We start from the raw sequence: 26,000 nt of genomic DNA, 5'->3' as shown, positions 1-26,000 counted from the left end.
GCGCCCGATGGACTTCATCAGACCCGCCACCTGGGCCGACGCGCTGGCCGCCAAGGCGGCCGAGCCGGAGGCCGTGCCCATCCAGGGCGGCACCGACGTGATGGTCGAGATCAACTTCGACGTGCGGCGCCCGGTGGCGCTGCTCGACCTCAACCCGATCAGCGAGCTGGGCGACTGGGAGCTCACCGCCGACGGCTGGCTCCGGGTCGGCGCCGGCGTGTCGTACGCCCGGATCATCGCCGAGCTGGGCGACCGGCTTCCCGGGCTGGCCCAGGCGTCCCGCACGGTCGGCTCGCCGCAGATCCGCAACCGCGGCTCGGTCGGCGGCAACCTCGGCGCCGCCTCGCCGGCCGGGGACAGCCACCCGCCCCTGCTCGCCGGGGACGCCGTCATCGAGGTCGAGTCCGCCGCGCGCGGCACCCGCATGATCCCCGCCGCGGAGTTCTACCTCGGCGTCAAGCGCAGCGCGCTCGAACCCGACGAGCTGATCCGCGCCTTCCGCGCCCGCCCGGCCGGCGGGCCGCAGTACTTCTCCAAGGTCGGCACCCGCAACGCCATGGTGATCGCGGTGTGCTCGTTCGCGATCGCCCTGCACCCGGGCGAGCGGCGCCTCGGCACCGGCGTCGGCTCGGCCGCCCCGACGCCCCGGCGCGCCCACGCGGCCGAGGAGTTCGCCGGACGGGAACTCGACTGGACCGGGGCGGCGCCGCTGGACGCCGAACTGCTCGCCCGCTTCGGCGAGCTGGCCGCCGAGGCGGCCTCGCCCATCGACGACGTGCGCGGCACCGCGGCCTACCGGCGGCACGCGATCGCGGTGATGGCCCGCCGCACCCTCACCTGGGCCTGGAACGACTACCGAGGGAAGGTGGCGGCATGCGCGTGAACCTCACCGTCAACGGCAGGCCCGAGGCCGTGGACGGCGTCTGGGAGGGCGAGAGCCTGCTGTACGTGCTGCGGGAGAGGGTCGGCCTGCCCGGCGCCAAGAACGCCTGCGAGCAGGGGGAATGCGGGTCCTGCACGGTCTACCTCGACGGCCTGCCGGTGTGCGCGTGCCTGGTGGCCGCCGGGCAGGCCGAGGGCCGTCAGGTGCGGACCGTCGAAGGGCTGGCCGAGGGGGAGCGCCTGGACCCGGTCCAGGAGGCCTTCGTCGAGTGCGGCGCCGTGCAGTGCGGCTTCTGCACCCCCGGCCTGCTCGTGCAGGCGCACGACCTCATCGAACGCGTCGGCGAGCCCACCGACGCCGAGATCCGCGAGGCCCTGGCCGGCAACCTGTGCCGGTGCACCGGGTACGAGAAGATCCTCGACGCCGTACGCCTGGCCGCCGCCCGCAAGGCCGAGGCCCGATGAGCGGTCCGCGCGAGACGGGAACGGCGGAGACCGTCATCGAGAACGTCGCGATCGCCCCGGTCGCCGGGCCGGAGATCGCCCGCGGGTACATCCACATCAGGGACGGCCGCGTCGCGGCGCTCGGCTCCGGCCCGGCCCCGGCGGCGCCGGGCGTCACCCGCGTCGACGGCGCCGGCTGCCTGGCGACGCCCGGCCTGGTCAACACCCACCACCACCTCTACCAGTGGGCCTCCCAGGGCGTGGCCCAGGACGCCACGCTGTTCGAGTGGCTCACCGCCCTGTACAAGGTGTGGGCCGCCATGGACGCCGAGGTGGTCAAGGGCGCGGCCACCGCCGGGCTGGGCTGGCTGGCGCTGTCGGGCTGCACCACGACCACCGACCATCACTACATCTTCCCCAAGGGCCGCGGCGACCTGTTCGCCGCCGAGATCGACGCCGCCCGCGACGTGGGGGTGCGCTTCCACCCCTGCCGCGGCTCGATGGACCGCGGCGTCTCGCAGGGCGGTCTGCCCCCGGACGAGGTGGTGGAAGGGCTGGAGGACATCCTCGCCGCCACCGCCGACGCCATCGACGCCTACCACGACCCCTCGCCCGGTTCGATGCTGCGCGTCGCGGTCGCCCCGTGCTCCCCGTTCTCGGTCAGCGCCGACCTGATGACCGAGGCGGCGGCGCTCGCGCGCGCAAAGGGCGTACGCCTGCACACCCACCTGTGCGAGACCGTCGACGAGGAGGAGCACTGCCTCGCGCAGATGGGCTGCACCCCCGTCGACTACATGGAGAAGCTCGGCTGGCTCGGCCCCGACGTGTGGGTGGCGCACGCCGTCCACCTCCACGACCGCGACATCCGCCGCTTCGCCGCGACCGGCACCGGCACGGCGCACTGCCCGAGCTCCAACGGCCGGCTCGGGGCCGGCATCGCCCGGGTCTCCGAGATGCTGCGCGCCGGCGCGGTGGTCGGCCTCGGGGTGGACGGCAGCGCCTCCAGCGAGCTGACGCCGCTCGCGGGCGAGATGCGGCAGGCGCTGCTGTTCCAGCGCGCCCGGTACGGCCCCGCCGCGCTCACCGCCCGTCAGGCCCTGGAGATCGGCACGCTCGGCGGCGCCCGGTGCCTGGGCCGCGAGGACGAGATCGGCTCCCTGGAGCCGGGCAAACTCGCCGACATCGTCCTGTGGCGGGTCGGCGGGTTCGCCGCGGCGATCGACGACCCGGTGTGCGCGCTCGTCTTCGGCGGGTCGCCGTCCGTGGCCCGCGTGCTGGTGGGCGGGCGGACCGTGGTGGCGGACGGCGAACTGCGCACCGTCGCCCAGGACGCCGCGGGGGAGGCCGGCGCCGCCGCCCACCGCCGCCTCCTGCGCCTGGCCGCCGAACGCGGCGTCACCGTCGCCCCCGAACTACGTCCATGACCGCCCCACCGCCACGATCCGGTGCCGGGAGGGTCGCCGGTGATGTGGTGGCGCGCGCGGTGGAAGATGCTCTTGTGACGCCGGGGCGTGCGCCGGGTGTCTCCGCGCCGGGCGGCTCCGCCCGGCGGAGGTCTGCCGGGTGAGGTCGGGACACATGGAGCTGGAGGACGCCGGGATGCCGGGACACGTGCTGGTCGCGCCGGACAAGTTCAAAGGATCGCTCAGCGCCGTCGAGGTGGCCGGGCGCGTCGCGGCGGGCCTGCGCGCCGCGCGGCCGGACGTCGCGGTGGTGACCATGCCGGTCGCCGACGGCGGGGACGGCACGGTCGAGGCGGCGGTGGCCTGCGGGTTCCTGCGCGTCGAAGCGGTCGCCTCCGGGCCCACCGGTGAGCCGGTGACGGCGGCGTACGGCGTCAAGGACGGCGTCGCGGTGGTCGAGCTGGCGGAGGCGTCCGGACTGCACCGGCTCACCGGCGGGCGGCTCGCCCCGCTCACCGCCACCAGCCACGGCACCGGAGACCTGATCGCGGCGGCTCTGCGCGAGGAGGTCGGGCAGATCGTGCTCGGCCTGGGCGGCAGCGCCTGCACCGACGGCGGCTCGGGCATGATGCGCGCGCTCGGCGTGCGCCTGCTCGACGCGCGCGGCCGGGAACTGCCGCCCGGCGGCGGCGCCCTCGCCGACCTGCGCTCCTTGGACCTGTCCGGCTTCACGCCGCCGGACGGCGTGACGTTCGTCGTGGCCGGCGACGTGGACAATCCGCTGCTCGGCCCGGACGGGGCCGCCGCCGTGTACGGCCCGCAGAAGGGCGCGGGCCCGTCCGAACTGCCCCGGCTGGAGGAGGGCCTGGCCCACTGGGCCGACGTGGCGGAACGCGAGCTCGGGGTCCGGGTGCGTGACAACCCCGGCGCCGGGGCGGCGGGCGGCGTCGGCTTCGCCGCCATGGCCTTCCTCGGCGCGGAGATCCAGCCGGGCATCCGCCTCCTGCTGGACCTGCTCGGCTTCGCCGACCGGCTGTCCGGAGCCGGCCTGGTCGTCACCGGGGAGGGATCGCTCGACGGCCAGACGCTGCGCGGCAAGGCCCCGGCCGGCGTCGCGGAGGCGGCCCGCCGGTCGGGCGTCCCGGTCGTCGCCGTGTGCGGCAGGCGGACGCTGACCGACGACCAGCTCCACGTGGCGGGCATCCAGGCCGCGTACGCGCTGACCGACATCGAGAGCGACCTGCGCCGCTGCATGGAGGAGGCCGGCCCCCTTGTGGAACGACTCGCCGCCGATCTGGCCGCCGACTGGCTTCCCCGGGTCACCGCCCATGCCCGCGACTGACGGTGAGCGACCGGCGGGCCTGCCGCCCGCCGGCGCCGGGCTACCGGGTGCGGCCTCACCCACAGGCGCTGGGCCAAGGGCGACCTCGCCCACAGGCCCTTGGACGGAGGCGGTCTCGTCCATGGACCCTGGGCAGGAGGCGGTCTCGGCCGCCGATCGGGTGCGTGGGAACGGCTTCGACCTGGTCGTCCGGTCGCGGCGGGTCGTGTCGGCGGACGGGGAGCGACCGGCGGCGGTGGCCGTCCGGGACGGGGTGATCGCCGCACTGCTCCCGTACGACGCCCGCCCCGGCGCGGCCGAGGAGGTGGATCTCGGCGACGTGTGCCTGCTGCCGGGGCTGGTGGACAGCCACGTGCACGTCAACGAGCCCGGCCGCACGCACTGGGAGGGCTTCGCCACGGCCACCAGGGCGGCGGCGGCCGGTGGCGTCACCACGATCATCGACATGCCGCTGAACTCCCTGCCGCCGACGGTCGACGTCGACGCTCTGCGGGTCAAGCGGGCGGCGGCCGCCGGGCAGTGCGCCGTCGACGTCGGATTCTGGGGCGGCGCCATCCCCGGGAACGCCGGTGAGCTCAGGCCGCTGCACGAGGCGGGCGTGTACGGCTTCAAGTGCTTCCTGTCGCCGTCGGGCGTGGAGGAGTTCCCGCCGCTGGACGCGGGCGGGCTGCGTACGGCCATGCGCGAGGTGGCGGCCTTCGACGGGCTCATGGTCGTGCACGCCGAGGACCCGGCGCTGCTCACCGATCCGCCCGGTCCGACATATCAGGAATTTCTCGATTCGCGGCCCGGGGAGGCCGAGCGGCGGGCCGTCGAACGGGTCATCGCCGCGGCGCGCGAGAGCGGCGCGCGGGCGCACATCCTGCACGTGTCCTCCGCCTCCTGCCTCGAACCGCTGGAGGCCGCCCGGCGCGACGGGGTGCGGATCAGCGCCGAGACCTGCCCGCACTACCTGACCATCACCGCCGACCAGGTGAGCGGGCCGGAGTTCAAGTGCTGCCCGCCGATCAGGGACGTCGGCAACCGCGACCGGCTGTGGGAGGGCCTGGCGGCAGGGGTGCTGAGCTGCGTGGTCTCCGACCATTCACCCTCCACCGCCGACCTGAAGGTGCCGGACTTCGCCGCCGCGTGGGGCGGCGTCTCCTCCCTCCAGATCGGCCTGCCCGCCATGTGGACCGAGGCCCGGGCACGCGGCCACGGGCTCGGCCGGGTGGTGGAGTGGATGTCGGCGGGACCGGCGGCGCTCGCGGGTCTGCCGTCCAAGGGAGGCATCGCCGTGGGCATGGCCGCCGACCTGGTGGCCTTCGACGACACGGCCGAGTTCACCGTCGAGGCGGCCCGGCTGCGCCACCGCAACCCGCTGACCCCGTACCACGGCCGCACGCTGACCGGCGTCGTCCGGGCCACCTGGCTCCGGGGACGCCCGGTGACCGACGCCACCCCACCCTCCGGAGCCCTCCTATGACCGACCGGGACCTGCGCAGGCTGCCCGACCTCGCCCTCCGTTCCCACGGTGGGTCCGTCGTGGCGGCCAGCGACGAGTCCTTCGCCGAGCGCCAGGCGTTGATCAGGCCGGGCCGGCCCGCCTTCCAGGCCGGGACCTTCGGCGCGAGGGGACAGGTGTACGACGGCTGGGAGACCCGCCGCCGCCGCGAACCCGGCCACGACTGGGCCGTCGTCCGCCTCGGCATGCCCGGCGTCATCCGGGCCGTGGTGGTCGACACCGCCTGGTTCACCGGCAACTACCCGCCGTTCGCGTCGGTCGAGGCGTGCGAGGCGGCGGGCCACCCCTCGGTCGCCGAACTGCGGCTGGCCGACTGGGTGGAGATCGTGCCGAAGAGCCCGCTGACCGGGGACGCCGCGCACACCTTCCCGGTCTCCCACGGCCGCCGGTTCACCCATGTGCGGCTGAACATCTTCCCCGACGGCGGGGTGGCCAGGCTGCGCGTCCACGGCGAGGTGGCCGCCGACCTCGCCATGCACGACGGGATGCCCCTCGACCTGGCGGCCCTGGAGAACGGCGCGCTGGTCACCGCCTGCTCCGACGAGTTCTACTCCTCGCCGCAGAACGTCATAGCCCCAGGGCTGCCCCGCCACCAGGGCGAGGGCTGGGAGACCGCCCGCCGGCGCGACGGGGGCAACGACTGGCTCGTGGTGCGGCTGGCCGTCCCCGGCGTCGTCCGCGTCGCCGAACTCGACACCGCCAACCTGGTGTACAACGCCCCAGGCTCGGCGTCCCTCAAGGGCGTCCACGCGGGCCCGGCGGCCGGTCCCGCCGCGAGCGCGCTGGAGGGCACGCCCGGCGAGGACGCCGGCTGGTTCGAACTGCTGCCGCGCATCCCGTTGCAGCCCGACACCCGCCACCGTTTCCGCCTCGACGACGACCGCCCCGTGACGCACGTCCGCCTCGACATCCACCCCGACGGCGGCCTCGGCCGCCTCCGCCTCTACGGAACCCCCGCAGGCCCCGGTTGACCGCCCCAGGTGTCCAAACCCCGGGGACCGGTGTCCGAAGCCCTGAGGACGAACCTGCGCCCGCGGCGGTGCCGAGAGGCGACGCGCGGGCATGATGCCAGGCAGAGGAGCCAGGCGGGGGAGCCGGCATCGAGGAGGGGACATGATGGAAGCCGCCGGCGCGCCGGCCGTGAAAGTGGTGCCGCCCGGCGGCGGAGAGTCCGTCGCCATCCCGGGGTTCGGCGCGGTCTTCAAGCTCTACGGCCGCGACAACAACGGCGAAGTGGCCATCGTGGAGCATCCGTTCGCCGTGGGCGCGATCACCGCGCCGCACCGCCACACGCGCGAGGACGAGCACTCCATCGTGCTCGAAGGCGAAATCGGCTTCAGGTCCGACGCCGACGAGGTCGTCCTGGGACCCGGCGGCTACATCACCAAGCCGCGGGGGCAGATGCACGCCATGTGGAACGCGGGGACGACGCCCGGCCGCATCATCGAGGTCATCACACCGGGCGGTTTCGAGGACTACTTCCGCGAACTCGGCGAGCTGCTCACCTCCGGAGAGTCAGCCCCCGGGGTGAGCCTCCACCAGACGCCCGAATTCACCGAACTCGCCATGAGATACGGCCTGACCTACGGCACCCCCGACTGGCTCGACGACATCGTGGCCCGTTACGGCCTGACGCCCCCGACCCATTGACCACAGCGGCTCAAGCCCCGTCATGCACCGCCGCCGTCTTCGTCGCCGGCATGGCCGGAAACCGTACGAGCACCGCGCCGCGTGTGTTGCTCCAGTCCCTCCGATGGGGTGCTTGTATCGGCGCCGCGTCGGCGCCGCGTCGGCGGGGCGGTGGACGGCGAGTGCCGGCGCCGCCCTACGGCGGCACCCGGCGAACCTTTCCGGTCATCGCACCGGGGTGATCGCGCCGGCTCATCCGCCGCAGCTGGAGTAGTGCCTGCTGCTCTTGTAGTCCTGGATCAGCCAGCCGCTCTCGGTCTTGCGCAGGGTCAGAGTGCCCAGCCTGTTGGGGTCTTCCGCCGGCTTCTCGCCCTCGGGGAGAGTCCATCCTTCACCGCAGTATCCGCTGATCTCGGCCTCGGGGCCCTTGGTCTTGAGGCCCGAGGGGACCATCTTCCGGTAGGCGTCGGGCTCGGTGATCTTTCCGTGGAAGAGGTTGACGGCCTGCGCGCAGGTGCTCATCTCGTTATCGCGCGCGAACAACTCCTGCGCGGCCGGCGACATCAGGTTGCAGGCGTCCTCGCCCTTGTCGTCGGCGATGAACGCGGTGAGCCTCGTCAACGTCTCCTGCGGCGTGTCCGCCCCTTCGGGCTCCCCGCCGCCGCAGCCCGCGACGGCCAGTGATGACAGCAGAAGGACGAGCGGCAGGCGGTACGGACGCATGTTCTCCCCCACGAATGCGGACCAGTCGCGGAGACTTTACCTATTAACGCAGCGCTTCATCACTCTTTTTGGGACATCTCTGAATACGGGAAATAAGTCTTGTTGATGCAAATAAGTAGATATTCAACAGCGAAAGTCACATAAAGGGCACTTCGTCTGGATCGGCTGTCCCGCGCGCCGATCAGCGCCGGCCGTTCAGCGCCGGTAATCGAGGAACAGCGTGCCGCTCTTGCCGCGCTCGACCTCGACCAGCTTCCACGACTGGACGTCTCTCTCTCGAACACCCGCCTGCCGTGCCCGACCACCGCCGGCGCGACGACCAGCCGCAGCTCATCGATGAGCCCGCCCCGCAGCAGCGAGCGGGCCAGTTCGATGCTGCCGTGGACGCCGATGTCGCCGCCGGGCTGCTGCTTGAGGGCGGCCACGTACTCGTGCGCGGGGGCGGTGACCAGCGTGGAGTTCGCCCATTGCCGGGCCGGCGCGCTGGAGGTGACGACGTGCTTGCGGGTGCCGTTGATGAAGCCGGCGAACGGCTGGAAGTCGGACCCGGGCCAGTACCCGGACCAGTAGTCGTACGTCCCGCGCCCCAGCAGGACGTCGTCCTGGGTCGCGATGACCCGGCCGAGGTAGGACACGAGCTGCGGACCGTCGTCGGCCATCCAGTCGCCGTAGCCATGGCGCCGCACTGGCCGCGCATGCGCAATCTTCTCGAAGGCGACATCCTCTACCGTGCCAGGAAGTACGCCGAAAGCGGCCCCGCCGAGGTGTTCGCGGACATGCACCCGGCCATCCGCTGGGAAGATCGCACCCTCTACCTGGAGCACCGCCCAGAGGAGCTCTCCCGCGTGCTGAACGGCGAGGGACTGCTGCTGGCTCCGTCGGTCTTCGTCTGGCCTGAACTGCTCTACCGCACCGACTCTCCCGGCCAGGCGGCCATCACCTACCCCGTACGCGCCATCGCCACACTCTGGGAACGCGGCACCGCGCCCGCCCAGGACGCGCTGGCCGCCGTCATCGGCCGCTCCCGCGCTCTGCTGCTCGGTGAGCTGGACGCCCCCGCCTCCACCACCGAGCTGTCCCGCCGCACCGGCCTGGCTCCCGCCAGCGTCTCCGAACAGCTCACCCTGCTGCGGTCCGCGGGCCTGGTCACCAAGCATCGCGTCGGCAGGGCCATGCTCTACGTTCGCACGGAGCGCGCTCAGGTGCTGCTGGACGGCTGATCCCGGCCGCGCGCCCGCCGGTCGCCGCCGGACGGTGACGTGGTGCCCGGTGGTCAGTGCCAGATGGTGACGCGGGTGCCCGCCGGGGCCTGGCCGAGGGGGTTCTCGGCGACGACGGCGCCGGTGCCGGCGATGCGGCGGACGCGGACCTTGAAGCCGGCCGCGCGCAGTTCGCGCAGCGCGTCGGTGACCTTCTTGAAGCGGACGTCGGGGATGGCGACGAGAGCCTGTCCGGGCTGGACGTTGTCGGGATTCTCCCAGGGCCAGTGGAAGCCGGTGTCGGGCCCCTTGGAGCAGGTGAGCTGTACGGCCTGCCCGGCGGTCACCTCGGCGCGCGCCGCGGGCACCTGGGCGATGATCGTGTTCGGCTGGGCCTCGTCGGTCTGCTGGACGACCGTCGGCGTGAAGCCCTTCTGCCGCAGGAAGGCGTCGGCCTGGTCGCACTGCATCTCGCTGACGTCCGGCATGAGCAGGCCGGCGCTCAGGACGAGCTGCACGCGGCTGCCCTCGCGGACCTTGGCGCCGACCTGCGGGCTGGTGCGCATCACCAGGCCGCGCTGGACGGTGTCGCTGGGCACCCGGCTGACCGACCCCGGCGTGAGACCCACCTCGGAGATCTTCGCCTGCGCGTCGCCCTGGGAGAGGTTCAGCACGTTCGGCACGGCGATCTTGACGGGGCCGGACGACGGGATGAGCGTGATGACCGCGTCCTTGAGCACCTGCTTGCCCGGCTCGGGATCGGTGCGGAGCACCTTGTCCTCGGCGAGCTTGTCGTCGTGCTCGGCCGGCCCGACCTTGACCGAGAAGCCCTGCCGCTCTGCCTGCGCCTTGGCGACGGTGACGTTGAGGCCCATCAGGTCGGGCACCTTGGTGTACCGGCCCTCGGAGAACCACCAGCCGGTGCCGGCGATCGCGGCGATCATGATGACGGCCAGCGCGCCGATGAACAACGCGGGCCGCAGGCTGCGGCGCCCGGCCGGCGGGGCGGGAGCGACCGCGGGAGCGGCCATCATCTCGGTGCGCGAGTGGACGAGGGTCGGGTTGGCGGGCGGGACGCCGGTCTCGCGGGGCGTCAGGCCCGGCTCGCGGAGCATCGAGGGGGACGTCGCGCCGGCGGGCGTGCGCTGCGGAGCCTTGTCATGGGGGTCATGGGGCAGCCCGCGATGCGCCTCGACGGCCGCGACGAGCATGGCGGTGGCGTCGGCCGGTCGGCGGGCGGGATCGCGGTCGGTCGCCGACAGCACCAGCGCGTCGAGCGCCTGCGGCGTGCCCTGCACGATCGCGGAGGGCGGGGGCACCCGGTCGTGGACGTGGCGGTAGGCCACCGACATGGGGCTCTCGCCCTGGTAGGGCTGCTGCCCGGTCAGCAGCTCGAACAGCAGGACCCCGGCCGCGTACACGTCGCTGCGCGCGTCGGCCTGCCCGGCGGTCACCTGCTCGGGCGACATGTACGCGATCGTGCCGATCATGACGCCGGTCTTGGTCTGGTTGCCGGCCTCGATCGCGCGGGCCAGCCCGAAGTCGACGACCTTGACCCGGCCGTCGTCGGTGAGCAGGACGTTCTCGGGCTTGACGTCCCGGTGGACCATGCCGGCCTGGTGGGCCGCGCCGAGCGCGGCCAGCACCGGAATGAGGATCTCAAGGGCTTCGCGGGCGGGGAAGCGCCCGCGCTGGCGGAGGACGTCCCGCAGGGTGCGCCCGGGGACGTACTCCATCGACAGGTAGACGTTGCCGGCGTCGGTGCCCTGGTCGAAGACGTGCACCACGTTCGGGTGCGACAGGCTGGCGACGGACTTGGCCTCGCCGATGAAGCGACGCACGAAGTCGGGGTCCTCGGCGAGCGAGGGATGCATGACCTTGAGGGCGACCGTGCGGTCGAGCCGGACGTCCAGGGCCAGGTAGACAGCGGCCATGCCGCCCCGGGCGATCCGGGACTCGACCCGATAGCGCCCGTCCAGCAGCCGCCCTAGGAGGGGGTCCGCAACCGTCGTGTCCACGGGAGTGAGTTTACGGGCGGTTTGCCGGGGGCAGGGCAAGCACATCCCAAACCGATGCCGACATGTTCTCCCGTCCCCAAGGGGTCATCGTTGTCACCTGGCACGCGGCTCGATCGCCGGTGAGGAGGCCTCAGCGTACCGCCGCCGCGGGATCCGGCCCGCGAGGCGCGCCATACGACCCGCCGTGACGGCCTCACGCATCGCCGCCGCCATCAGGCCGGGGCGCTGCGCGCGGGTGACGGCGCTGGCGAGCAAGACCGCGTCGCATCCTAGCTCCATCGCCAGCGCGGCGTCGCTCGCCGTGCCGATGCCGGCGTCAAGGATCACAGGGACGGTCGCCGACTCGACGATCAACTCGATGTTGTGCGGGTTGCGGATGCCGAGGCCCGAGCCGATGGGGGAGCCCAGCGGCATCACGGCCGCGCATCCCGCCTGCTCCAGGCGCCGCGCGAGCGCCGGGTCGTCGCCGATGTAGGGCAGGACGACGAACCCGTCGGCGACCAGCCGCTCGGCGGCGTCGAAGGTCTCGATGGGGTCGGGGAGCAGGGTGCGCTCGTCGTTGATCACCTCCAGCTTCACCCAGTCGGTGCCGAGGGCCTCGCGGGCCAGGCGCGCGGTGAGCACGGCCTCGCCGGCGGTGAAGCAGCCCGCCGTGTTCGGCAGCACCTTGATGCCGCGGGCGCGCAGGACGTCCAGCACCGACCCTCCGGCCGCGGGGTCCAGGCGCCGCATCGCCACCGTGGTGATCTCGGTGCCGGAGGCGGCGAGCGCCTGGTCGAGGACGTCCAGCGACGGCGCCCCGCCCGTGCCCATGATCAGCCGGGAGGTGAACTTCTCCCCGCCGATGACCAGCGCGTCGGCCGCCCCGCCGGTGTCGTGCCCGGTGTCGTGTCCGGCCGTCCGGCCGGGGATGTGGTCAGCCACCTTGCACCGCCGTCAGCACCTCGACGCGGTCGTGCTCGCTGAGCGTGGTGGACTGCCACGCGCCGCGCCGCACCACCTCGTCGTTGACCGCCACCGCGACGCCCGCGGCGGAGGAGGTCAGCTCCTGGACGGCCCGCGCGACGGTCGCCCCCGCGGGCAGGTCATGGGACACGCCGTTGATCATCACATTCATCGCCGTTCCGGGGCGGGAGAGCCCTGGCGTCCGCCAGGGCGCGGACCCCGTTCCTCCTTCGTTCATCGGTGGGTCTCGGCGAACCGCAGAGGGGAGCAGAGCGCCGCCAGCGGGGCGAGCCCCGGGTCGGGGTCGCCGGCCACCAGTTCGGCGGTGAGCGGGCTCAGCAGCACGCCGCCGCGGTAGTGGCCGGTGGCCAGCACCAGCCCGGCCATGCCGCTCGGACCGACCACCGGAAGGTTGTCCGGCGTTCCCGGGCGCAGCCCCACGGCCAGGTCGACCACCTCCAGCTCGGTGATCCCTGGCACCAGCTCGCGGGCGTCGCGCAGCAGCTCCCACAGGGCTCCCGCGGTCACCCGCGTGTCGAACCCCATCTCCTCCTGGGTGGCACCGAGCACGATCTCGCCGTCGCCGCGCGGCACCATGTACGCGCGCGAGCCGTGGACGACGCCGCGCACGCACCGGCCGAGGAACCCCGGAGCGCCGCGCAGCCGCATGATCTGCCCTTTGACGGGACGCACGGGCGGCAGCGCCTCCGCGGGCAGGCCGTCCAGGGAGCCCGACCAGGCCCCGGCCGCCAGGACGACCAGCTCGGCGCCGATCGTCGCGCCGCTCGCGCACCGCACCCCGCGCACGACGCCGCCCGTGCCGGGCGCCGCCGTCCCGGGAGCGGCGCGCCGCGCCTCTCGCGCCGGGTCGCCGTCGGTGAGCAGGCCCGTGACGCGGTCGGCGACCAGCCGCACGCCCCTGCGTGAGAGCGCGGCGAGCAGCGCGGCCGTGACGCGGCGCGGGTCCACCCAGGCGTCGCCCGCGACCAGGATGCCGCCGCGCACGGACGGGGCGAGCATCGGCTCGGCGCGTCGGCACTCACGGCCGGTGAGCCGTTCGACTGGAAGCGACAGCTTCTCCAGGAAGCCGGCCATCTCCGACAGCGCCGCGAGGTCGTCGGCGCCGAACGCCACGTCGAGCGTGCCGTCGCCGCGATGGTCGACGTCCATCCCCGACTCGGCGGACAGCTCGGCGGCGAACGCCGGCCAGCGGGCCAGCGAGGCCAGGCCGAGCCGCAGCAGGGGCTCCTCGGTGTAGGTGACCTCGCTGACGGGGGCGAGCATCCCCGCCGCCGCGTGGGAGGCGCCCGACCCGGGCGCCGGGTCGACGACGGTGACGGCGCGCCCGCGCTGGGCGGCGCGCCAGGCGATCGACAGGCCGATGACGCCGCCGCCCACCACGACCACGTCCGCGTGGCTCGGCCCGCCGGGATCGGCGTCCGCTCCGGGCAGGTGCGCCGGAGACGCGTCCCGCGCCTCGGCCGAGAGGGCGTCAGGCATGTTCACTTGATGTCCGCTCCCTTCGCCGGCATGATCCGGATCAGGTTCGTGGCGGTCGAGGGCCGTGAGCCCTCCTCTCAGCCCGGTCTCGCCGGACTCCCGCGCGTGCTGGTGACCCAAGCCTATGCCCGTCCCCGCATGGCCGGAGAACCGGCTATTTCTCCCCTGGAACGGCTTGGCCACCTGCTTGAGTGTTCTCATCACTGCCTGTGTGGGATAGTGAGCTAATTTGTTACCAAATCGCCGTTGGCGGGTTACCGTGCTGGCCGCTTAGGGTCAGGATGTGAATCATGTCGTGGTGGTGGGGGCCGGACTGGCCGGCGTGCGCAGTGTCGAGGCGCTACGGGCGCGCGGTTACCGAGGGCGCCTCACACTGATCGGTGAGGAGCCCCATCGGCCGTACGACCGGCCACCGCTGTCCAAGGCCGTCCTGCTCGGCGACCTCGACTCGACGATCGTCGACTCCGACCTCGGCGCGCTGGAGGTCGACCTGCGCACGAGCGTCTCGGCGAAGGGGCTGCGCGAGGGCGCCCTGGAGACCACCGAGGGCGAGCTGGAGTACGACGGCCTGGTGATCGCCACCGGCGCGTCCCCCATCCGGCTGCGCGGCGAGGGCGCCCAGTACGTGCTGCGCACCATCGACGACGCCCTGGCGCTGCGCTCCGCCCTGGTGCCGAAGGCCCGCGTCGCGGTCGTGGGCGCCGGGTGGATCGGGGCCGAGGTCGCCACCGCGGCCTGCCGCGCCGGCTGCGAGGTGACCGTCGTCGAGGCCGCGGAGTCGCCGCTCGCCGCGGCCCTCGGGACCGAGGTGGGCGGCCGCACCGCGTCCTGGTACGGCCAGGCGGGCATCGACCTCAGGCTGGGCACGATGGTCGGCTCGGTCGACCCCGGCGGCCTGACCATGATGGACGGCTCGTGGATCCCGGCCGACGTCGTGGTGACCGGCGTGGGCGTGCGCCCGAACGTCGCCTGGCTCGCCGGCTCCGGCGTCACGCTGGACAACGGCGTCGTCGTGGACGAGCATCTGCGCACCTCCATGAAGGGCGTGGTCGCGGTCGGCGACTGCGCGAACTGGTGGTCGCGGCGCTTCCAGCGGCACATGCGCGTCGAGCACTGGGACACCGCGCTCAACGCGCCGGAGACCGCGGTGGCCACCGTGCTGGGTCAGTGCGCCGTCTACGACCCGGTGCCGTACTTCTGGTCCGAGCAGTTCGGCCGCATGGTCCAGTACGCGGGCCACCACGACGGGGCCAGGCTGGTCCTGCGGGGCGACCCGGACACCGACCGCAAGTGGGCGGCGTGCTGGCTGACCGAGGACGACCGGCTGGCCGCCATCCTCACCGTCGACCGGCCCCGTGATCTGGTGCAAGGGCGTCGCATCGTCGAGGCAGGGCAAAGTCTCGACGTTGATAAGGCGATCGACCCCTCGATACCCTTGCGCGACTGCTTGTGACCCCCTGCGGGGTGTTTGAGAAGAGGCGCGACGTGGTAGTTGTGGTTCCGTGACGCTTTCTGTTGCACAGATCGACCGTGAAACCGACCAGATGGTGGGGGAGTGGCTCCCCCTCACGGAAGTGGGCAGGCGGCTCGGGCTCAGCACCGGGCGGGCCAAGCAGCTTCTGAAGGACAAGAAGCTCATCGGCGTCCGCCGCGGCGGCCCCGAGCCCGAGGTCCCCGCCAAGTTCATCGCCGGAAACGACGTGATCAAGGGGCTTCCCGGCACGCTGACCGTCCTTTCCGACTCCGGCTACGATGACGCCGCCGCCCTGCGGTGGCTGTTCACCGCCGACGACTCCCTGCCGGGAGCGCCCATCGACGCGATCGTCGCCGGCCGGCACACCGAGGTGAAAAGGCGTGCTCAGGCGCTCGCTTTCTGACGCCAGGCTCTACCTCTGCACCGACGGGCGCCGCCGCCAAGGCGATCTCGAACCCTTCCTGGACGCCGTCCTCGCCGGGGGCGTGGACATCGTCCAGTTGCGCGAGAAGGGCCTGGAGGCCCGAGAAGAGCTCGCGCTGCTCGAAGTGTTCCGAGCGGCCTGCGACAGACACGGAGCCCTGCTCGCCGTCAACGACCGGGCCGACATCGCCTACGCCGCGCGTCCCGACGTGCTGCACCTCGGCCAGGACGACCTTCCCGTGGCGGTCGCGCGCGACATCCTCGGGCCGGACGTCCTGATCGGCCGCTCGACGCACAGCGACGCCGAGGCGTCCGCCGCGGCGATGGAGGAGGGCGTCGACTACTTCTGCTGCGGGCCGGTGTGGCCGACGCCGACCAAGCCCGGCCGCTTCGCGCCGGGCCCCGGTCTGCTGAAGCACGCTGCGGCGCTGGCGACCGACCGGCCGTGGTTCGGCATCGGCGGCATCGACCTCGGCACGCTGGACGAGGTGATGTCGTACGGGGTGACGCGCGTCGTGGTGGTGCGCGCCATCACCGAGGCCGGCGATCCGGGAGCCGCCGCCGCCGAGTTCGCCCGCCGCCTCACGTCCGGCCCACCCGGCTGACCCGGCCCACCCGGCTGACCCGGCCCACCCGGCCGCACCGGGCTGACCCGTTCCTACCGGGTTGGCCTTGTCCTGGCAGGTTGACCCGTTCCTGTCGGGTTGACCCATTCCTGCTGGGTTGCCCCGGGCCCATCCAGATGCCCCACTCACCTGGCTGTGGTCCGGCAGGGCCCGGCTTGGGCGGGCCCTGCCGTGCCGCGCGTCAGCTGCGGCGGGCGGTGGCGGCCACGGCGAGCTCCCGCAGCGCGTCCCGGGACTCGGGGGTGATCGGCGCGCGGTCCAGGGACGCCAGCGCGTCGTCCAGGTAACGCTTGATCATCTCTTCGCTCGCCGCGAGGGCGCCGGTGTCCTCGATGATGGCGCGCAGCCGCTCGACGCCGTCCTGCTCCAGCTTGGGGTCGCCGAGCAGCAGGCGCACGTCGGCCGCCTGCTCCGGCGTGGCCTCCGCCAGGGTGCGCGCGATCAGCATCGTGCGCTTCCCCTCGCGCAGGTCGTCGCCGGCGGGCTTGCCGGTCTCGGCCGGGTCGCCGAACACCCCGAGCACGTCGTCGCGCAGCTGGAAGGCGATGCCGACCTTCTGTCCGTAGTCCACGCACAGCCGGTCGATCCACGGCGGCGCGGACCGCGTGGCCAGCAGCAGGCCCAGGCGCAGCGGCTGCTCCACGGAGTACTTGCCGCTCTTGTGCAGCGCGACCCGCAGGGCGCTGTCGAAGGTGCTCCCGCCCTGCGCCTGCTCCAGCAGATCCAGGTACTGCCCGCACATCAGCTCGGTGCGCAGCAGGTCGTGCACCCGCTCGGCCGCCGCCAGCGCCTCGGCGGGCAGCCCGCTCGTGCGCCACATCTCGCCCGACCACACCAGCAGCAGGCTGCCGAGCAGCACGGCGGCCCCCTCGCCGAACTGCTCGGCCGACCCCTGCCAGCCGGACTCCTCGTGCAGCGCCTGGAACCGCCGGTGCGCGGACGGCTTGCCTCTGCGCATGTCGCTGGCGTCCATGACGTCGTCGTGGACCAGCGCGCTGGCCTGCAGCAACTCCAGCGACGCGGCCGCCGTGAAGATCGCCGGATCGTCGCCTCCGCCAGCCCCGCGCCAGCCCCAGTAACAGAAGGCCGGACGCAGTCGCTTGCCGCCCGCGAGGAAGTCCTCGGCGGCCGTGAGCATGGGGCTCAGTTCGGGACCGCTGACCAGAGGACGCTGCCGTTCGACGAACGCCCGCAGGCGCTGGTCGACCTCGGAACGGAACGCGTCCGACAGGGCGAAGGAAGTGGTCATGCTCTGAGATTAACGGCCGTACAACGGCCAGCCGATCTGCCTCCCCTTGTGTGACCGACGTCATGATCGGCGAAGGGCGCGTCCGCCCGGGGCCGATGAGCTGCCTACACCGGATCCGGGGCGGTGGTGACCGGTCCGACACGCGCGTCGTGATCAGTGTGGCGGTGTGGTATGAGGCCGTGCGGCGCGCGCGGTCCACGGCGCGGAGCGCACGTTCGCGATCGGTGCGCGGCGGCCTGGACCTGTAGCCTTGGTGCATGGCTCTGGGTCGTCCATCCGTCCTGCCCGACCGCGTTCCGACGGTACGGGAGCTGCTCGCCTCCGGGCGGCGGTCGTTCTCCTTCGAGTTCTTCCCCCCGAAGAGTGACGCGGGGGAGCGGCAGTTGTGGCGCGCGATCCGCGAGCTCGAAGGGCTGCGCCCGACGTTCGTCTCGGTCACCTACGGCGCCGGCGGCTCCAACCGCGACCGCACGGTCGAGATCGTCGAGCGGCTCGCCCACGAGACGACGCTCACGCCCGTCGCCCACTTCACCGCCGTCGGCCACTCCGTGCGCGAGCTGCGCCACCTCGTCGGCAGGTTCGCCGGGGCGGGCGTGCGCAACATCCTCGCCGTCCGGGGCGACCCGCCCGGCCGCGACCCGCTGGACGAGTGGGTCAAGCACCCCGAGGGGGTCGCCTACGCCGAAGACCTCGTCCGCCTCATCCGGCAGGCGGGCGATTTCTGCGTCGGCGTGGCCGCGTTCCCCTACCGGCACCCGAGGTCGCCGTCGATCGAGTCCGACACCGAGTACTTCGTCCGCAAGTGCCGGGCCGGCGCCGACTACGCCATCACGCAGATGTTCTTCCGCGCCGAAGATTATCTGCGCCTGCGCGACCGGGTGGCCGCCGCGGGCTGTGACACGCCGATCATCCCCGGCATCATGCCGGTGACCCAGATGAGCACCATCGCGCGGTCCGAGCAGCTGTCGGGGGCGCCGTTCCCCGCCGAGGTGGCCGAGCGCTTCGAGGCGGTCGCCGACGACCCGGCCGAGGTGCGCCGTCTCGGCATCGAGCACGCCGCCGAGCTGTGCCAGACGCTGCTCGACGAGGGCGCGCCCGGCATCCACTTCATCACCTTCAACCGCTCCAGCGCGACCCGCGAGGTCTACCAGGCCCTGACGCCCAGCCCGGTGGCGGCGAGCGCCGGCTGACGCTCCGCGCGGGCCCGCGCTCGCTCGCCGGCCCCGCCCGCGGCGAGGCGCGCTCGCGGCCGGCCGGCGCCCACGGCAGGGCTGTGCCCGCCGCCGGCCCGGCGCGTCCCGCGGCGGTCTCGTCAGCCGCGCGGCCGGGCCGCCCGAGCGCGCAGGGACGGCGTCAGGGCAGGGGCCGCAGCGGGAGGGTGGCGCCGACGATGGCGTAGTGCTCGTATCCGCCGGGGAAGACGTACATGCCGATCAGGTCGACGAACCCCAGCCGCCGGTAGAGGTGGCGCGCGGCCGTGGGCTTGTCGTGGGTGGACATCACGGCGGTGCGCTCGCCGCGGCCCGCGCACAGGCCGTGGACGAGCCGGCGGCCGATGCCCTTGCCCTGGTACTCCGGGCGCACGTGGATCTCGGCGATCTCCAGGGCGTTCTCGAACCACGCCGCGGCCGTCGCCGGGCACTCGCGCTCCTCCAGGGCGCGGCGCACGACGTCATGCCACCACTGGCCCGGCGAACCGTGGAAGCCGTACCCGAAGCCGACGATGACGCCGTCGGCGTTCTCGGCCAGCAGGCAGGTGAAACGCGGATACGTCGCGTGGTTGCGCATGATGCTCTGCCGGCCCGTGAGCTGATCGGCCGGCGGGCGCATCGCCGCCGTGTAGATGTCGATCACGGTGTCCAGCGAGTCGGTGAACTCCTCGGGACCGGCGTGTCGCAGTTCGATCACTTTCCGCACACTAGCAGCACGGCGATCGGCCGCGCCGAGGTCATTCGACCTCGGTCGGCGTGCCGCCGGTGACCCGCAGCAGCTCGTCGTAGGTCGTCGGGAAGACGGTGTGGACATGGCCGGCCGCGGCCCACACGACCTCGTGCTTGGCCAGCCAGGTGTCGACCAGCGTGCGGATCGGCGCGGGATGGCCGACCGGGGCGACCCCGCCGATCGCCTGGCCGGTCGCGGCCTTGACGAAGTCGGGACTGGCGCGCCGGACCTTGGCCGCGCCGACGAGCCGGGCGATCAGCCCGGTGTCCACCCGGTGGGCGCCGCTGGTGAGCACCAGCAGCGGCTCGCCGTCGGCGTCGAAGACCAGGCTGTTGGCGATCGCGCCCACCTCGCACCCGAGTTGCGCGGCGGCCGCGGCCGCCGTCGGGGCGGGGTCGGTCAGGACGACGACCTCGCCGGTCGCGCCGGACTCGCGGAGGGCGTCGGACACCTTGGTGACGCTCGGATGCAACTTTTCTGGCACGCGGACACTCTAAACAGATTGACCGGCGCCGGGCGATCGATTACATCTCCGTGACCGTACGGGGTTGCGCGTGCCCGATGCGCTAGGGTCCCGTGAACCGGACGTGGTGCTGTCGGAGGGGAGTCTCGACATGGGGGTTGGCAGGCGGTTCGCCGTCGCGGCGGCGTTGACCGCGGGAGCCGTGCTGGTCTCGGCGCCGGTGCCGGCATCGGCCGGCGCGGCGACGGCGGCTCAAGGCGCGAGTGCGGCCACCGGCGCGACGGCGCCGCAGACGGCGGTCACGGTCACGGCGCCGCGAGCGGCGGTCACGGTCACGGCGCCGCGAGCGGCGGTCACGGTCACGGCGCCCGCCGCGAAGGCCGGTCTCGCCGGCGCGGTCAAGCCGTTCGTGGCGCCCCACGGAAACCTGCGGTTCGGCGCCAAGGGCGCCCCCGTCAAGCAACTGCAGAGCAGGTTGCGCGAGCTCGGCTACGCCCCCGGCAAGATCGACGCCAGGTACGGCGGCACCACGCAGTCGGCCGTGTGGGCCTTCCAGAAGGTCCAGGGCATCAAGCCGACCAGCACGATCACCGGCCGCACCTGGCGGGCGCTCGAAAGCCCCAGGGCCCCGCGGGTGCTCGTCCCGAACGGCAAGCCCGACCGCGTCGAGATCGACCTGACCAGGCAGGTGGCCGTCCTCTACCGGGGCGGCCAGGTGCGGCTGATCACCCACGTCTCCTCCGGCAGCGGCATCCCCTACTGCGAGACGGCCACCTGGCAGGGCAGGACGCAGCGGTTCTGCGGCAGCGCCCGCACGCCGACGGGCGACTACAAGACCACCTGGCGCCGGTCGGGCTGGCACAAGTCCTACCTCGGCCAGCTCTACAACCCGATCTTCTTCAACGGCGGCATCGCCCTGCACGGCGCGCTGTCGGTCCCGCTCTACCCGGCCTCCCACGGCTGCGTGCGCCTGCCGATGCACGTCGCCCAGGTCCTCCCCGGCCTGCTCGGCACCGGCGTCCCCGTCCACGTCAGAGGCCGCTTCCAGCGCTGACCCGATCCGCCCCACCCGCCGGCGCGGTGAGGCCCGGCCTCCCGCTCCGCGCGTACCCCTTCCGCCCCTCCTCCGGCGAGCCGTGGTCGCCCTTACGGAAGGCGCGGCGCGGCGCCTGCCGTCCGGTCAGCTCAGGCTGCGGAAGAACGCCCGGAGGTCGGCGACCATCAGGTCAGGGGCCTCCAGGGCCGCGAAGTGGCCGCCCCGCTCGAACTCCGACCAGCGCACCACGTTGTGCGCCTGGTCGGCCAGCGGGCGGACCGAGAAGTCCGTGGGGAACACCGCGACCGCGGTCGGCACCGTCCCGCGTTCCTTCGGCGCCCACATGGTGAAGTCGTTGAACCGCTCGTAGTAGGTGTGCGCCGCCGAGCCCGCGGTGCCGGTGAACCAGTAGATGCCCACGTCGGTGAGGATCCGGTCCCGATCCACCGCGTCCTCGGGCAGCTCGGCGGCGGGGTCCGTCCAGTCCTTGAACTTCTCCACGATCCAGGCGAGCTGACCGGCGGGGGAGTCGTGCAGCGCGGCCGCGACCGTCTGCGGGCGCGTGCCCTGAACCTGCATGTACGCACCCAGCTTCGCCTGCCAATCCTTCATCCCGGCCAGCCGCCCACGCTCGGCCTCGGTCAGCGATCCCATGATCGCCGGATCGCCGCCGGGGAACGTGAGCAGGCCGTTGACGTGCACGCCGATGACGCTGTCCGGTGCGGCGCGTCCTATCAGTGGAGCGATGAACGCGCCGACGTCGCCTCCCTGCACGCCGTACCGGTCGTAGCCGAGCCTGGACATCAGCTCCGCCAGCGCCGCGGCGGTGCGGCCGTCCGTCCAGCCGGTGCCGGGCAGCGGGCCGGAGAAGCCGTACCCCGGCAGCGACGGGATCACCAGGTGGAAGGCGTCGGCGGCCTCGCCGCCGTGGGCCACGGGGTCGGTGAGCGGGCCGATGAGGTCGAGGAACTCGACGACCGAGCCGGGCCAGCCGTGCAGCAACAGCAGCGGAGTGGCGTCGGGCTCGGAGGAGCGTACGTGGAGAAAGTGCACCTGCGCGCCGTCCACGGTGGTGGTGAACTGCGGGTATGCGTTGAGCGCCGCCTCCTGGGCGTGCCAGTCGAACCCACCGGCCCAGTAGGTGGCGAGCTCCCGCAGGTAGCCGGTGGGCACGCCGCGCTCCCACCCGGTGCCGGGCACCTCGGGGGCCCAGCGGGTACGGCGCAGCCGCTCGTACAGGTCGTCGATGTCGGCCTGCGGGATCTCGACGCGGAAGGGCTGGATCTCGTTCGTCATGTCCGTCACGGTATGGACTATTGGTGACAGGTTCGGGCACCGATTGTGGCCACAATGGTGCTCATGTTGGAAACCTCGGCGCGGCTGCTGCGCCTGCTGTCGCTGCTGCAGGCGCGCACGGACTGGACCGGCGCCGAACTCGCCGACCGGCTGGGGGTCGGCCTGCGCACCGTGCGGCGCGACATCGAACGGCTGCGCGAGCTGGGCTATCCGGTGGACGCCACTTCGGGGGTGGCCGGCGGATACCGGCTCGGGGTGGGGGCCGCGTTGCCGCCGCTGCTCCTCGACGACGAGGAGGCCGTGGCGGTGGCGATCGGCCTGCGTACGGCCGCCACGGGCAGCGTCGCCGGCCTGGAGGAGGCCGCGGTGCGGGCGCTGGCCAAGCTCCAGCAGCTCCTGCCCTCCCGGCTGCGGCACCGGATGGAGGCGTTCCGCGCGGCGACCGTGGCGCTGCCCGGGGCGGCCGATCCGGGGGTCGGCGCCGATCTGCTGGCCGCGATCGCCGCCGCGTGCCGCGACCGGCGCCGGGTGCGGCTGCGCTACCGGGGGCGCGACGGCGTCACCACGCGCGAGGTCGAGCCGCACCGGCTGGTGCACACCCCGCGCCGGTGGTACCTGGTGGCGTGGGACGTGGCCAAGGACGACTGGCGTACCTTCCGGGCCGACCGGATCGAGGAGCCGCTCGGGCCGCCGGGGGCGCGCTTCACGCCGCGCGTGCCGCCCGAGGACGACGCCGCCGCCTACGTCTCGCACGCCATCACCTCGGCGCCGTACACCTATCAGGCCCGCGTCCTCTTCCACGCCCCGTTGGAGGCGGTGGCGCCGCGCACGTCGCCCGGCGCCGGACGGCTGGAGGCCGTGGACGCGCGCACCTGCCTGTTCACGGTCGGCTCGAACTCGCTGCGTGAGCTGGCGGTGTACGTGGCGGTGAAGGGGTTCGACTTCGAGGTGCTGGATCCGCCGGAGCTGGTGCCGGTGCTGCGCGAGGTCCGCGACCGCCTCGACCGGGCCGCGGCCATGTCGGACCCGCGTTCCGGCTGACGGGGGCCGGCTCTCCGTGATCACCACCGGGCCCGCGTTGCGGGGGCCGCCTGATCGGGGGCACGGCCGGAGCGCGAGGCGGCCCGGGCCTGGTGTTCGAACCCCTGGTTGACCGCATGATCGAACTTGTGTTCGTTAGATGCTTGACATAGCCGGTCATCGAATTTATGTTCGACACAGTGGGGGTGGGACTCGCGGCCCACCCCCACCATCCGGCTGGAGAGTGCCGTCCGCGGCGGCCTTTCCACGCGAACCCGATGGCCGGACGGGGAGAGGGGAAGCTCCTCGTCCGGCCCCGAGCGGGCGCCGCCGCCAGGCGGCGCCGACAACTCCACATCGGCGGCCGGCCGCGCGCGGCCGGCGCCGTACGACATCGCGGCTGCCGCCATGACCACCGCGGCCGCCGGAACGACGGCCGGCAGGCACGGGGGGTGCCACCGGCCGGCCATGCCGAGGGCGCCGGGCGCCGAGAGCGGGCCGGGGCGCCGGTCTCGCACGGGCCGGTGTCCGCGGCAGCCCGCCCGGGCGCGGCCGCTCATCCGGCAGGCGGCCCCCTGGAGCATCGCCGGCGGCACCACGAAGCGGAGGGGCTGGCACACGTACCGGAGCACCCACGGCACGGCGAGCGTGCCGAGGCGAGGGAGCAAGGGAGCGAGCGTCCGTGACCATGACCAGCGGACCACCGGAATTGTCGGTGGGGTCTGCGACCGTGTTATCACCGGCGGTCACCGCCGGAGCCATGACCCCGAGGAGGGTGGCATGACTCGACAGTCCGGAGAAGGTCCCCGGGTTTCACAGACCGTGCGCGCGCACCTTGCCGACGCGCACTCCTGCCTCGCGGACGCCGCGGCGGCCCGCACCCCCGCCGAGCGCTACGTCTCGGCCCACCTGGCGGCGCTGCGCGCGGCGGCCGCCATCCTCGCCGCCCTGCCCAGGCCGATGGACGGCCGCAGGCGGCGCCTGCGCAGCGCGTGGGAGCTGCTGCCCGAGGCCGAGCCCAGGCTCGCCCGCTGGGCGGCGTATTTCGCCGAGAGCGCCCGCAAGCGCGCGGCGGCCGAGGCCGGCATGGTCCGCGCGGTGTCGGCGCACGACGCCGACGAGCTCATCACCGAGGCCGACACCTTCGTCGGCGTCGTCGAAGACATCCTGGGCGTCCCCGGCCAGGCCACCCTGCCGGTGAAGGCCCCCCTGGCGGGGTGAGGCGCGGCGTCGCCTTCGCGCCGGGGAGGCGCCGGGGGTGACGCGGGCACACTGGCGCCGAGCGCGGTCGATACAGTCGAAGTGACCGCTCGTGGTCCGGTGGACGGCCGGCGCGACGGCCGCGGAACCCGAACGCCCCCCACGCATTCGCCTGGAGGCGCTGATGATGCCCTTTCGACACTGACGTCCTGGTCGTCGGCGCGGGTCCGACCGGCCTGCTCCTCGCCGGCGATCTGTGCGCGAGAGGCGTCGGCTGCACCGTGATCGAGCGCGCGGCCCACAACGCCAAGCTGTCCCGTGCCTTCGTCCTGCACGCCCGTTCCCTTGAGCTGCTCGACGCGCGCGGCGTGGCGGACGAGCTCATCGCCACCGGAGCGGTGATCCGCAGGATGCGGCTGTTCGGCGGTCCGGGCCTCGATCTGTCCCGCCTGCCGTCAAGGTTCGCGTTCGCGGTGTCCACCCCGCAGTACAACACCGAACGCGTGCTGGAGGACCGCGCCGCCGGCCTGGGCGCCGAGATCGTCCGCGGCGCGGAGGTCGTCGGGCTCCGCCAGGACGCCGAGGGCGTGCGGGTCGGCATGCGCGTCGACGGCACGGTGCGCACGCGAAGCGCGCGCTTCGTCGTCGGCGCCGACGGCGCGCACAGCACCGTCCGCCACGCGATCGGCATGCCCTTTCCCGGCCGGTCGGCCGTCCGGTCGGTGATATTGGCGGACGTGCGCCTGGCCGAGCCGCCGCGGTGGCCGCTCGCGCTCGACGTCTCCGACGACGGGTTCTGCTTCATCGCCTCCTACGGAGACGGCTGGCACCGCGTCATCTGCTGGGACCGGCGGCGGGAGGCCCCCGAAACCGCGCCGGTGAGCCTCGCGGAGGTCGCCGACATCACCCGCCGCACCGCCGGCCGCGACTTCGGCATGGGCGACGCGCGGTGGCTGTCGCGGTTCGACAGCGACGAGCGGCAGGTGCCGAGCTACCGCGCCGGCCGGGTGCTGCTCGCCGGGGACGCCGCGCACGTGCACTCCCCGGCGGGCGGGCAGGGGATGAACACCGGCCTGCAGGACGCGGCGAACCTCGCGTGGCGGCTCGCGGCCGAGGTGCAGGGGTGGGCCTCGCCCACGCTGCTCGACGGCTACGACGCCGAGCGCCGTCCGGTCGGGCGGTCGGTGCTGCGCCTCAGCGGCGCCCTGCTCAGCCTGGCCATCGGTTCCAACTGGCGCACCCGGGCGGTCCGGGCGGTGCTGCCGGTCCTCGTGGGCGGCGCGCCGCCGCTGAACGACAGGCTGGCCGAGGCCATCTCCGGCCTCGCCGTCGCCTACCCCGCGCCGCCGCGCGCCCCGCGCCCGGCCGGGCGGCGGGCGCCGGACGTGGCGCTGGCGGGGGAGCCGGCGCGGCTGTACGAGGCGCTGCGCGCGGGACGGTTCGTGCTGGTGGCCTCGCCGGGCGACCCCGCGGCGGTGGCCGTCGAGCCGACCGGGCGGGTGGACCGCGTCGCGCCCGAGCGGGCGGGGCGTCCGGCGATGCTGGTGCGGCCGGACGGGTACATCGCCTGGGCGGCCGACCGGGTGGCTCCCGACGCACAGGGGGCCGGGTTGCGCGCCGCCCTCGCGACGTGGTGCGGCGAGTTCCCGCCGGACCGCGCGCACCGTCCGCTGCGCGCCTGAC

General features: G+C 73.7%; 26 protein-coding genes and 1 riboswitch. Of the genes, 16 read left to right on the top strand and 10 right to left on the bottom strand.

Annotation, left to right across the window (positions count from 1 at the left end; translation table 11 throughout):
- Positions 1 to 7: 7 nt before the first annotated feature.
- The 7 genes from ACZ6QO_RS14260 to ACZ6QO_RS14230 all read left to right on the top strand — a co-directional run bounded on the left by ACZ6QO_RS14260 (position 8) and on the right by ACZ6QO_RS14230 (position 7,225).
- Positions 8 to 883 carry an FAD binding domain-containing protein gene (locus ACZ6QO_RS14260; RefSeq protein WP_465850762.1) on the top strand — a complete coding sequence of 292 codons (876 nt, stop codon included), beginning with the start codon at positions 8 to 10 and terminating at the stop codon, positions 881 to 883.
- Positions 874 to 1,347, top strand: coding sequence for a (2Fe-2S)-binding protein (locus tag ACZ6QO_RS14255; RefSeq protein ID WP_465850760.1), 474 nt, complete (start codon positions 874 to 876; stop codon positions 1,345 to 1,347). The genes ACZ6QO_RS14260 and ACZ6QO_RS14255 overlap by 10 nt, the downstream gene beginning before the upstream one ends.
- Complete coding sequence (locus tag ACZ6QO_RS14250; protein ID WP_465850758.1) at positions 1,344 to 2,750, top strand: 8-oxoguanine deaminase; 1,407 nt, start codon at positions 1,344 to 1,346, stop codon at positions 2,748 to 2,750. The genes ACZ6QO_RS14255 and ACZ6QO_RS14250 overlap by 4 nt, the downstream gene beginning before the upstream one ends.
- Before the next feature lie 154 nt (positions 2,751 to 2,904).
- Entirely contained in the window at positions 2,905 to 4,071 is a 1,167-nt protein-coding gene (locus ACZ6QO_RS14245) for a glycerate kinase (protein ID WP_465850756.1), read from the top strand.
- Between the two features lie 121 nt (positions 4,072 to 4,192).
- On the top strand, positions 4,193 to 5,536 hold the full coding sequence (gene allB / locus ACZ6QO_RS14240) for an allantoinase AllB (RefSeq protein WP_465850754.1): 1,344 nt from the start codon (positions 4,193 to 4,195) through the stop codon (positions 5,534 to 5,536).
- The gene (gene alc, locus ACZ6QO_RS14235) at positions 5,533 to 6,546 is read left to right on the top strand and encodes an allantoicase (protein ID WP_465850752.1); all 1,014 of its coding nucleotides are present in this window, start codon (positions 5,533 to 5,535) and stop codon (positions 6,544 to 6,546) included. Before allB ends, alc begins: the two co-directional genes overlap by 4 nt.
- Before the next feature lie 142 nt (positions 6,547 to 6,688).
- The gene (locus ACZ6QO_RS14230) at positions 6,689 to 7,225 is read left to right on the top strand and encodes a cupin domain-containing protein (RefSeq protein ID WP_465850750.1); all 537 of its coding nucleotides are present in this window, start codon (positions 6,689 to 6,691) and stop codon (positions 7,223 to 7,225) included.
- 231 nt (positions 7,226 to 7,456) lie between these two features.
- Here ACZ6QO_RS14230 and ACZ6QO_RS14225 read toward each other — a convergent pair whose 3' ends face one another.
- Complete coding sequence (locus tag ACZ6QO_RS14225; RefSeq protein ID WP_465850748.1) at positions 7,457 to 7,927, bottom strand: hypothetical protein; 471 nt, start codon at positions 7,925 to 7,927, stop codon at positions 7,457 to 7,459.
- Between the two features lie 59 nt (positions 7,928 to 7,986).
- Positions 7,987 to 8,613, bottom strand: a complete 627-nt coding sequence (locus ACZ6QO_RS14220) for a dihydrofolate reductase family protein (RefSeq protein WP_465850747.1) — start codon at positions 8,611 to 8,613, stop codon at positions 7,987 to 7,989.
- Between ACZ6QO_RS14220 and ACZ6QO_RS14215 the strand changes: the two genes are divergently transcribed.
- Positions 8,530 to 9,147, top strand: a complete 618-nt coding sequence (locus ACZ6QO_RS14215; RefSeq protein ID WP_465851129.1) for a winged helix-turn-helix domain-containing protein — start codon at positions 8,530 to 8,532, stop codon at positions 9,145 to 9,147. The two genes, ACZ6QO_RS14220 and ACZ6QO_RS14215, sit on opposite strands and share 84 nt — an antisense overlap.
- A gap of 53 nt (positions 9,148 to 9,200) precedes the next feature.
- Here the strand turns inward: ACZ6QO_RS14215 and pknB are convergent, their stop codons facing one another.
- From pknB to ACZ6QO_RS14195, 4 genes are all read right to left on the bottom strand, one after another.
- Positions 9,201 to 11,144, bottom strand: coding sequence for a Stk1 family PASTA domain-containing Ser/Thr kinase (pknB, locus tag ACZ6QO_RS14210; protein WP_465850745.1), 1,944 nt, complete (start codon positions 11,142 to 11,144; stop codon positions 9,201 to 9,203).
- A 93-nt stretch (positions 11,145 to 11,237) separates the two neighbouring features.
- Entirely contained in the window at positions 11,238 to 11,957 is a 720-nt protein-coding gene (locus ACZ6QO_RS14205) for a thiazole synthase (protein ID WP_465851127.1), read from the bottom strand.
- Between the two features lie 103 nt (positions 11,958 to 12,060).
- Positions 12,061 to 12,261: a sulfur carrier protein ThiS gene (thiS, locus tag ACZ6QO_RS14200; protein ID WP_465850744.1), complete on the bottom strand. Its 201-nt coding sequence runs from the start codon at positions 12,259 to 12,261 to the stop codon at positions 12,061 to 12,063.
- A gap of 62 nt (positions 12,262 to 12,323) precedes the next feature.
- A complete protein-coding gene (locus ACZ6QO_RS14195) occupies positions 12,324 to 13,589 on the bottom strand; it encodes an FAD-dependent oxidoreductase (RefSeq protein ID WP_465850742.1) in 1,266 nt (421 codons plus the stop codon).
- Positions 13,590 to 13,702: riboswitch (TPP riboswitch) on the bottom strand.
- Between the two features lie 170 nt (positions 13,703 to 13,872).
- On the opposite strand from ACZ6QO_RS14195, the gene ACZ6QO_RS14190 reads away from it, so the two are divergent.
- Genes ACZ6QO_RS14190 through thiE form a run of 3 tightly spaced genes read left to right on the top strand, consistent with a single transcriptional unit; the run spans position 13,873 to position 16,091 of the window.
- Positions 13,873 to 15,042 carry an NAD(P)/FAD-dependent oxidoreductase gene (locus ACZ6QO_RS14190; protein ID WP_465850740.1) on the top strand — a complete coding sequence of 390 codons (1,170 nt, stop codon included), beginning with the start codon at positions 13,873 to 13,875 and terminating at the stop codon, positions 15,040 to 15,042.
- A gap of 49 nt (positions 15,043 to 15,091) precedes the next feature.
- Positions 15,092 to 15,466 (top strand): Rv2175c family DNA-binding protein, encoded by a 375-nt coding sequence (locus tag ACZ6QO_RS14185; RefSeq protein WP_465850739.1) that lies wholly within the window; start codon positions 15,092 to 15,094, stop codon positions 15,464 to 15,466.
- A complete protein-coding gene (thiE, locus tag ACZ6QO_RS14180) occupies positions 15,444 to 16,091 on the top strand; it encodes a thiamine phosphate synthase (protein WP_465850737.1) in 648 nt (215 codons plus the stop codon). Before ACZ6QO_RS14185 ends, thiE begins: the two co-directional genes overlap by 23 nt.
- Positions 16,092 to 16,293: 202 nt before the next feature.
- On the opposite strand, the gene ACZ6QO_RS14175 is transcribed toward thiE, so the two are convergent.
- Positions 16,294 to 17,361, bottom strand: coding sequence for a polyprenyl synthetase family protein (locus tag ACZ6QO_RS14175; RefSeq protein WP_465850735.1), 1,068 nt, complete (start codon positions 17,359 to 17,361; stop codon positions 16,294 to 16,296).
- 257 nt (positions 17,362 to 17,618) lie between these two features.
- Between ACZ6QO_RS14175 and metF the strand changes: the two genes are divergently transcribed.
- Complete coding sequence (metF, locus tag ACZ6QO_RS14170) at positions 17,619 to 18,551, top strand: methylenetetrahydrofolate reductase [NAD(P)H] (protein WP_465850733.1); 933 nt, start codon at positions 17,619 to 17,621, stop codon at positions 18,549 to 18,551.
- Positions 18,552 to 18,714: 163 nt separating this feature from the next.
- Here the strand turns inward: metF and ACZ6QO_RS14165 are convergent, their stop codons facing one another.
- On the bottom strand, positions 18,715 to 19,269 hold the full coding sequence (locus ACZ6QO_RS14165) for a GNAT family N-acetyltransferase (protein WP_465850731.1): 555 nt from the start codon (positions 19,267 to 19,269) through the stop codon (positions 18,715 to 18,717).
- Positions 19,270 to 19,309: 40 nt separating this feature from the next.
- Complete coding sequence (locus tag ACZ6QO_RS14160) at positions 19,310 to 19,786, bottom strand: YbaK/EbsC family protein (protein ID WP_465850730.1); 477 nt, start codon at positions 19,784 to 19,786, stop codon at positions 19,310 to 19,312.
- Between the two features lie 130 nt (positions 19,787 to 19,916).
- Here ACZ6QO_RS14160 and ACZ6QO_RS14155 point away from each other — a divergent pair, with 130 nt between their 5' ends.
- On the top strand, positions 19,917 to 20,819 hold the full coding sequence (locus tag ACZ6QO_RS14155) for a L,D-transpeptidase family protein (protein WP_465850729.1): 903 nt from the start codon (positions 19,917 to 19,919) through the stop codon (positions 20,817 to 20,819).
- A 126-nt stretch (positions 20,820 to 20,945) separates the two neighbouring features.
- On the opposite strand, the gene ACZ6QO_RS14150 is transcribed toward ACZ6QO_RS14155, so the two are convergent.
- Positions 20,946 to 22,097 (bottom strand): epoxide hydrolase family protein, encoded by a 1,152-nt coding sequence (locus ACZ6QO_RS14150; protein ID WP_465850728.1) that lies wholly within the window; start codon positions 22,095 to 22,097, stop codon positions 20,946 to 20,948.
- A gap of 63 nt (positions 22,098 to 22,160) precedes the next feature.
- On the opposite strand from ACZ6QO_RS14150, the gene ACZ6QO_RS14145 reads away from it, so the two are divergent.
- The 3 genes from ACZ6QO_RS14145 to ACZ6QO_RS14135 all read left to right on the top strand — a co-directional run bounded on the left by ACZ6QO_RS14145 (position 22,161) and on the right by ACZ6QO_RS14135 (position 25,999).
- Positions 22,161 to 23,138 (top strand): helix-turn-helix transcriptional regulator, encoded by a 978-nt coding sequence (locus ACZ6QO_RS14145; RefSeq protein WP_465850726.1) that lies wholly within the window; start codon positions 22,161 to 22,163, stop codon positions 23,136 to 23,138.
- Between the two features lie 759 nt (positions 23,139 to 23,897).
- On the top strand, positions 23,898 to 24,338 hold the full coding sequence (locus tag ACZ6QO_RS14140) for an SAV_6107 family HEPN domain-containing protein (RefSeq protein ID WP_465850724.1): 441 nt from the start codon (positions 23,898 to 23,900) through the stop codon (positions 24,336 to 24,338).
- A 188-nt stretch (positions 24,339 to 24,526) separates the two neighbouring features.
- On the top strand, positions 24,527 to 25,999 hold the full coding sequence (locus ACZ6QO_RS14135; RefSeq protein ID WP_465851125.1) for an FAD-dependent monooxygenase: 1,473 nt from the start codon (positions 24,527 to 24,529) through the stop codon (positions 25,997 to 25,999).
- Position 26,000: the final 1 nt, after the last annotated feature.

The organism is Sphaerisporangium sp. NPDC049457 (genome assembly GCF_055586705.1).
The sequence above is the reverse complement of the archived record's forward strand: the minus strand, read 5'-3'. Positions and strand labels throughout refer to the sequence as shown.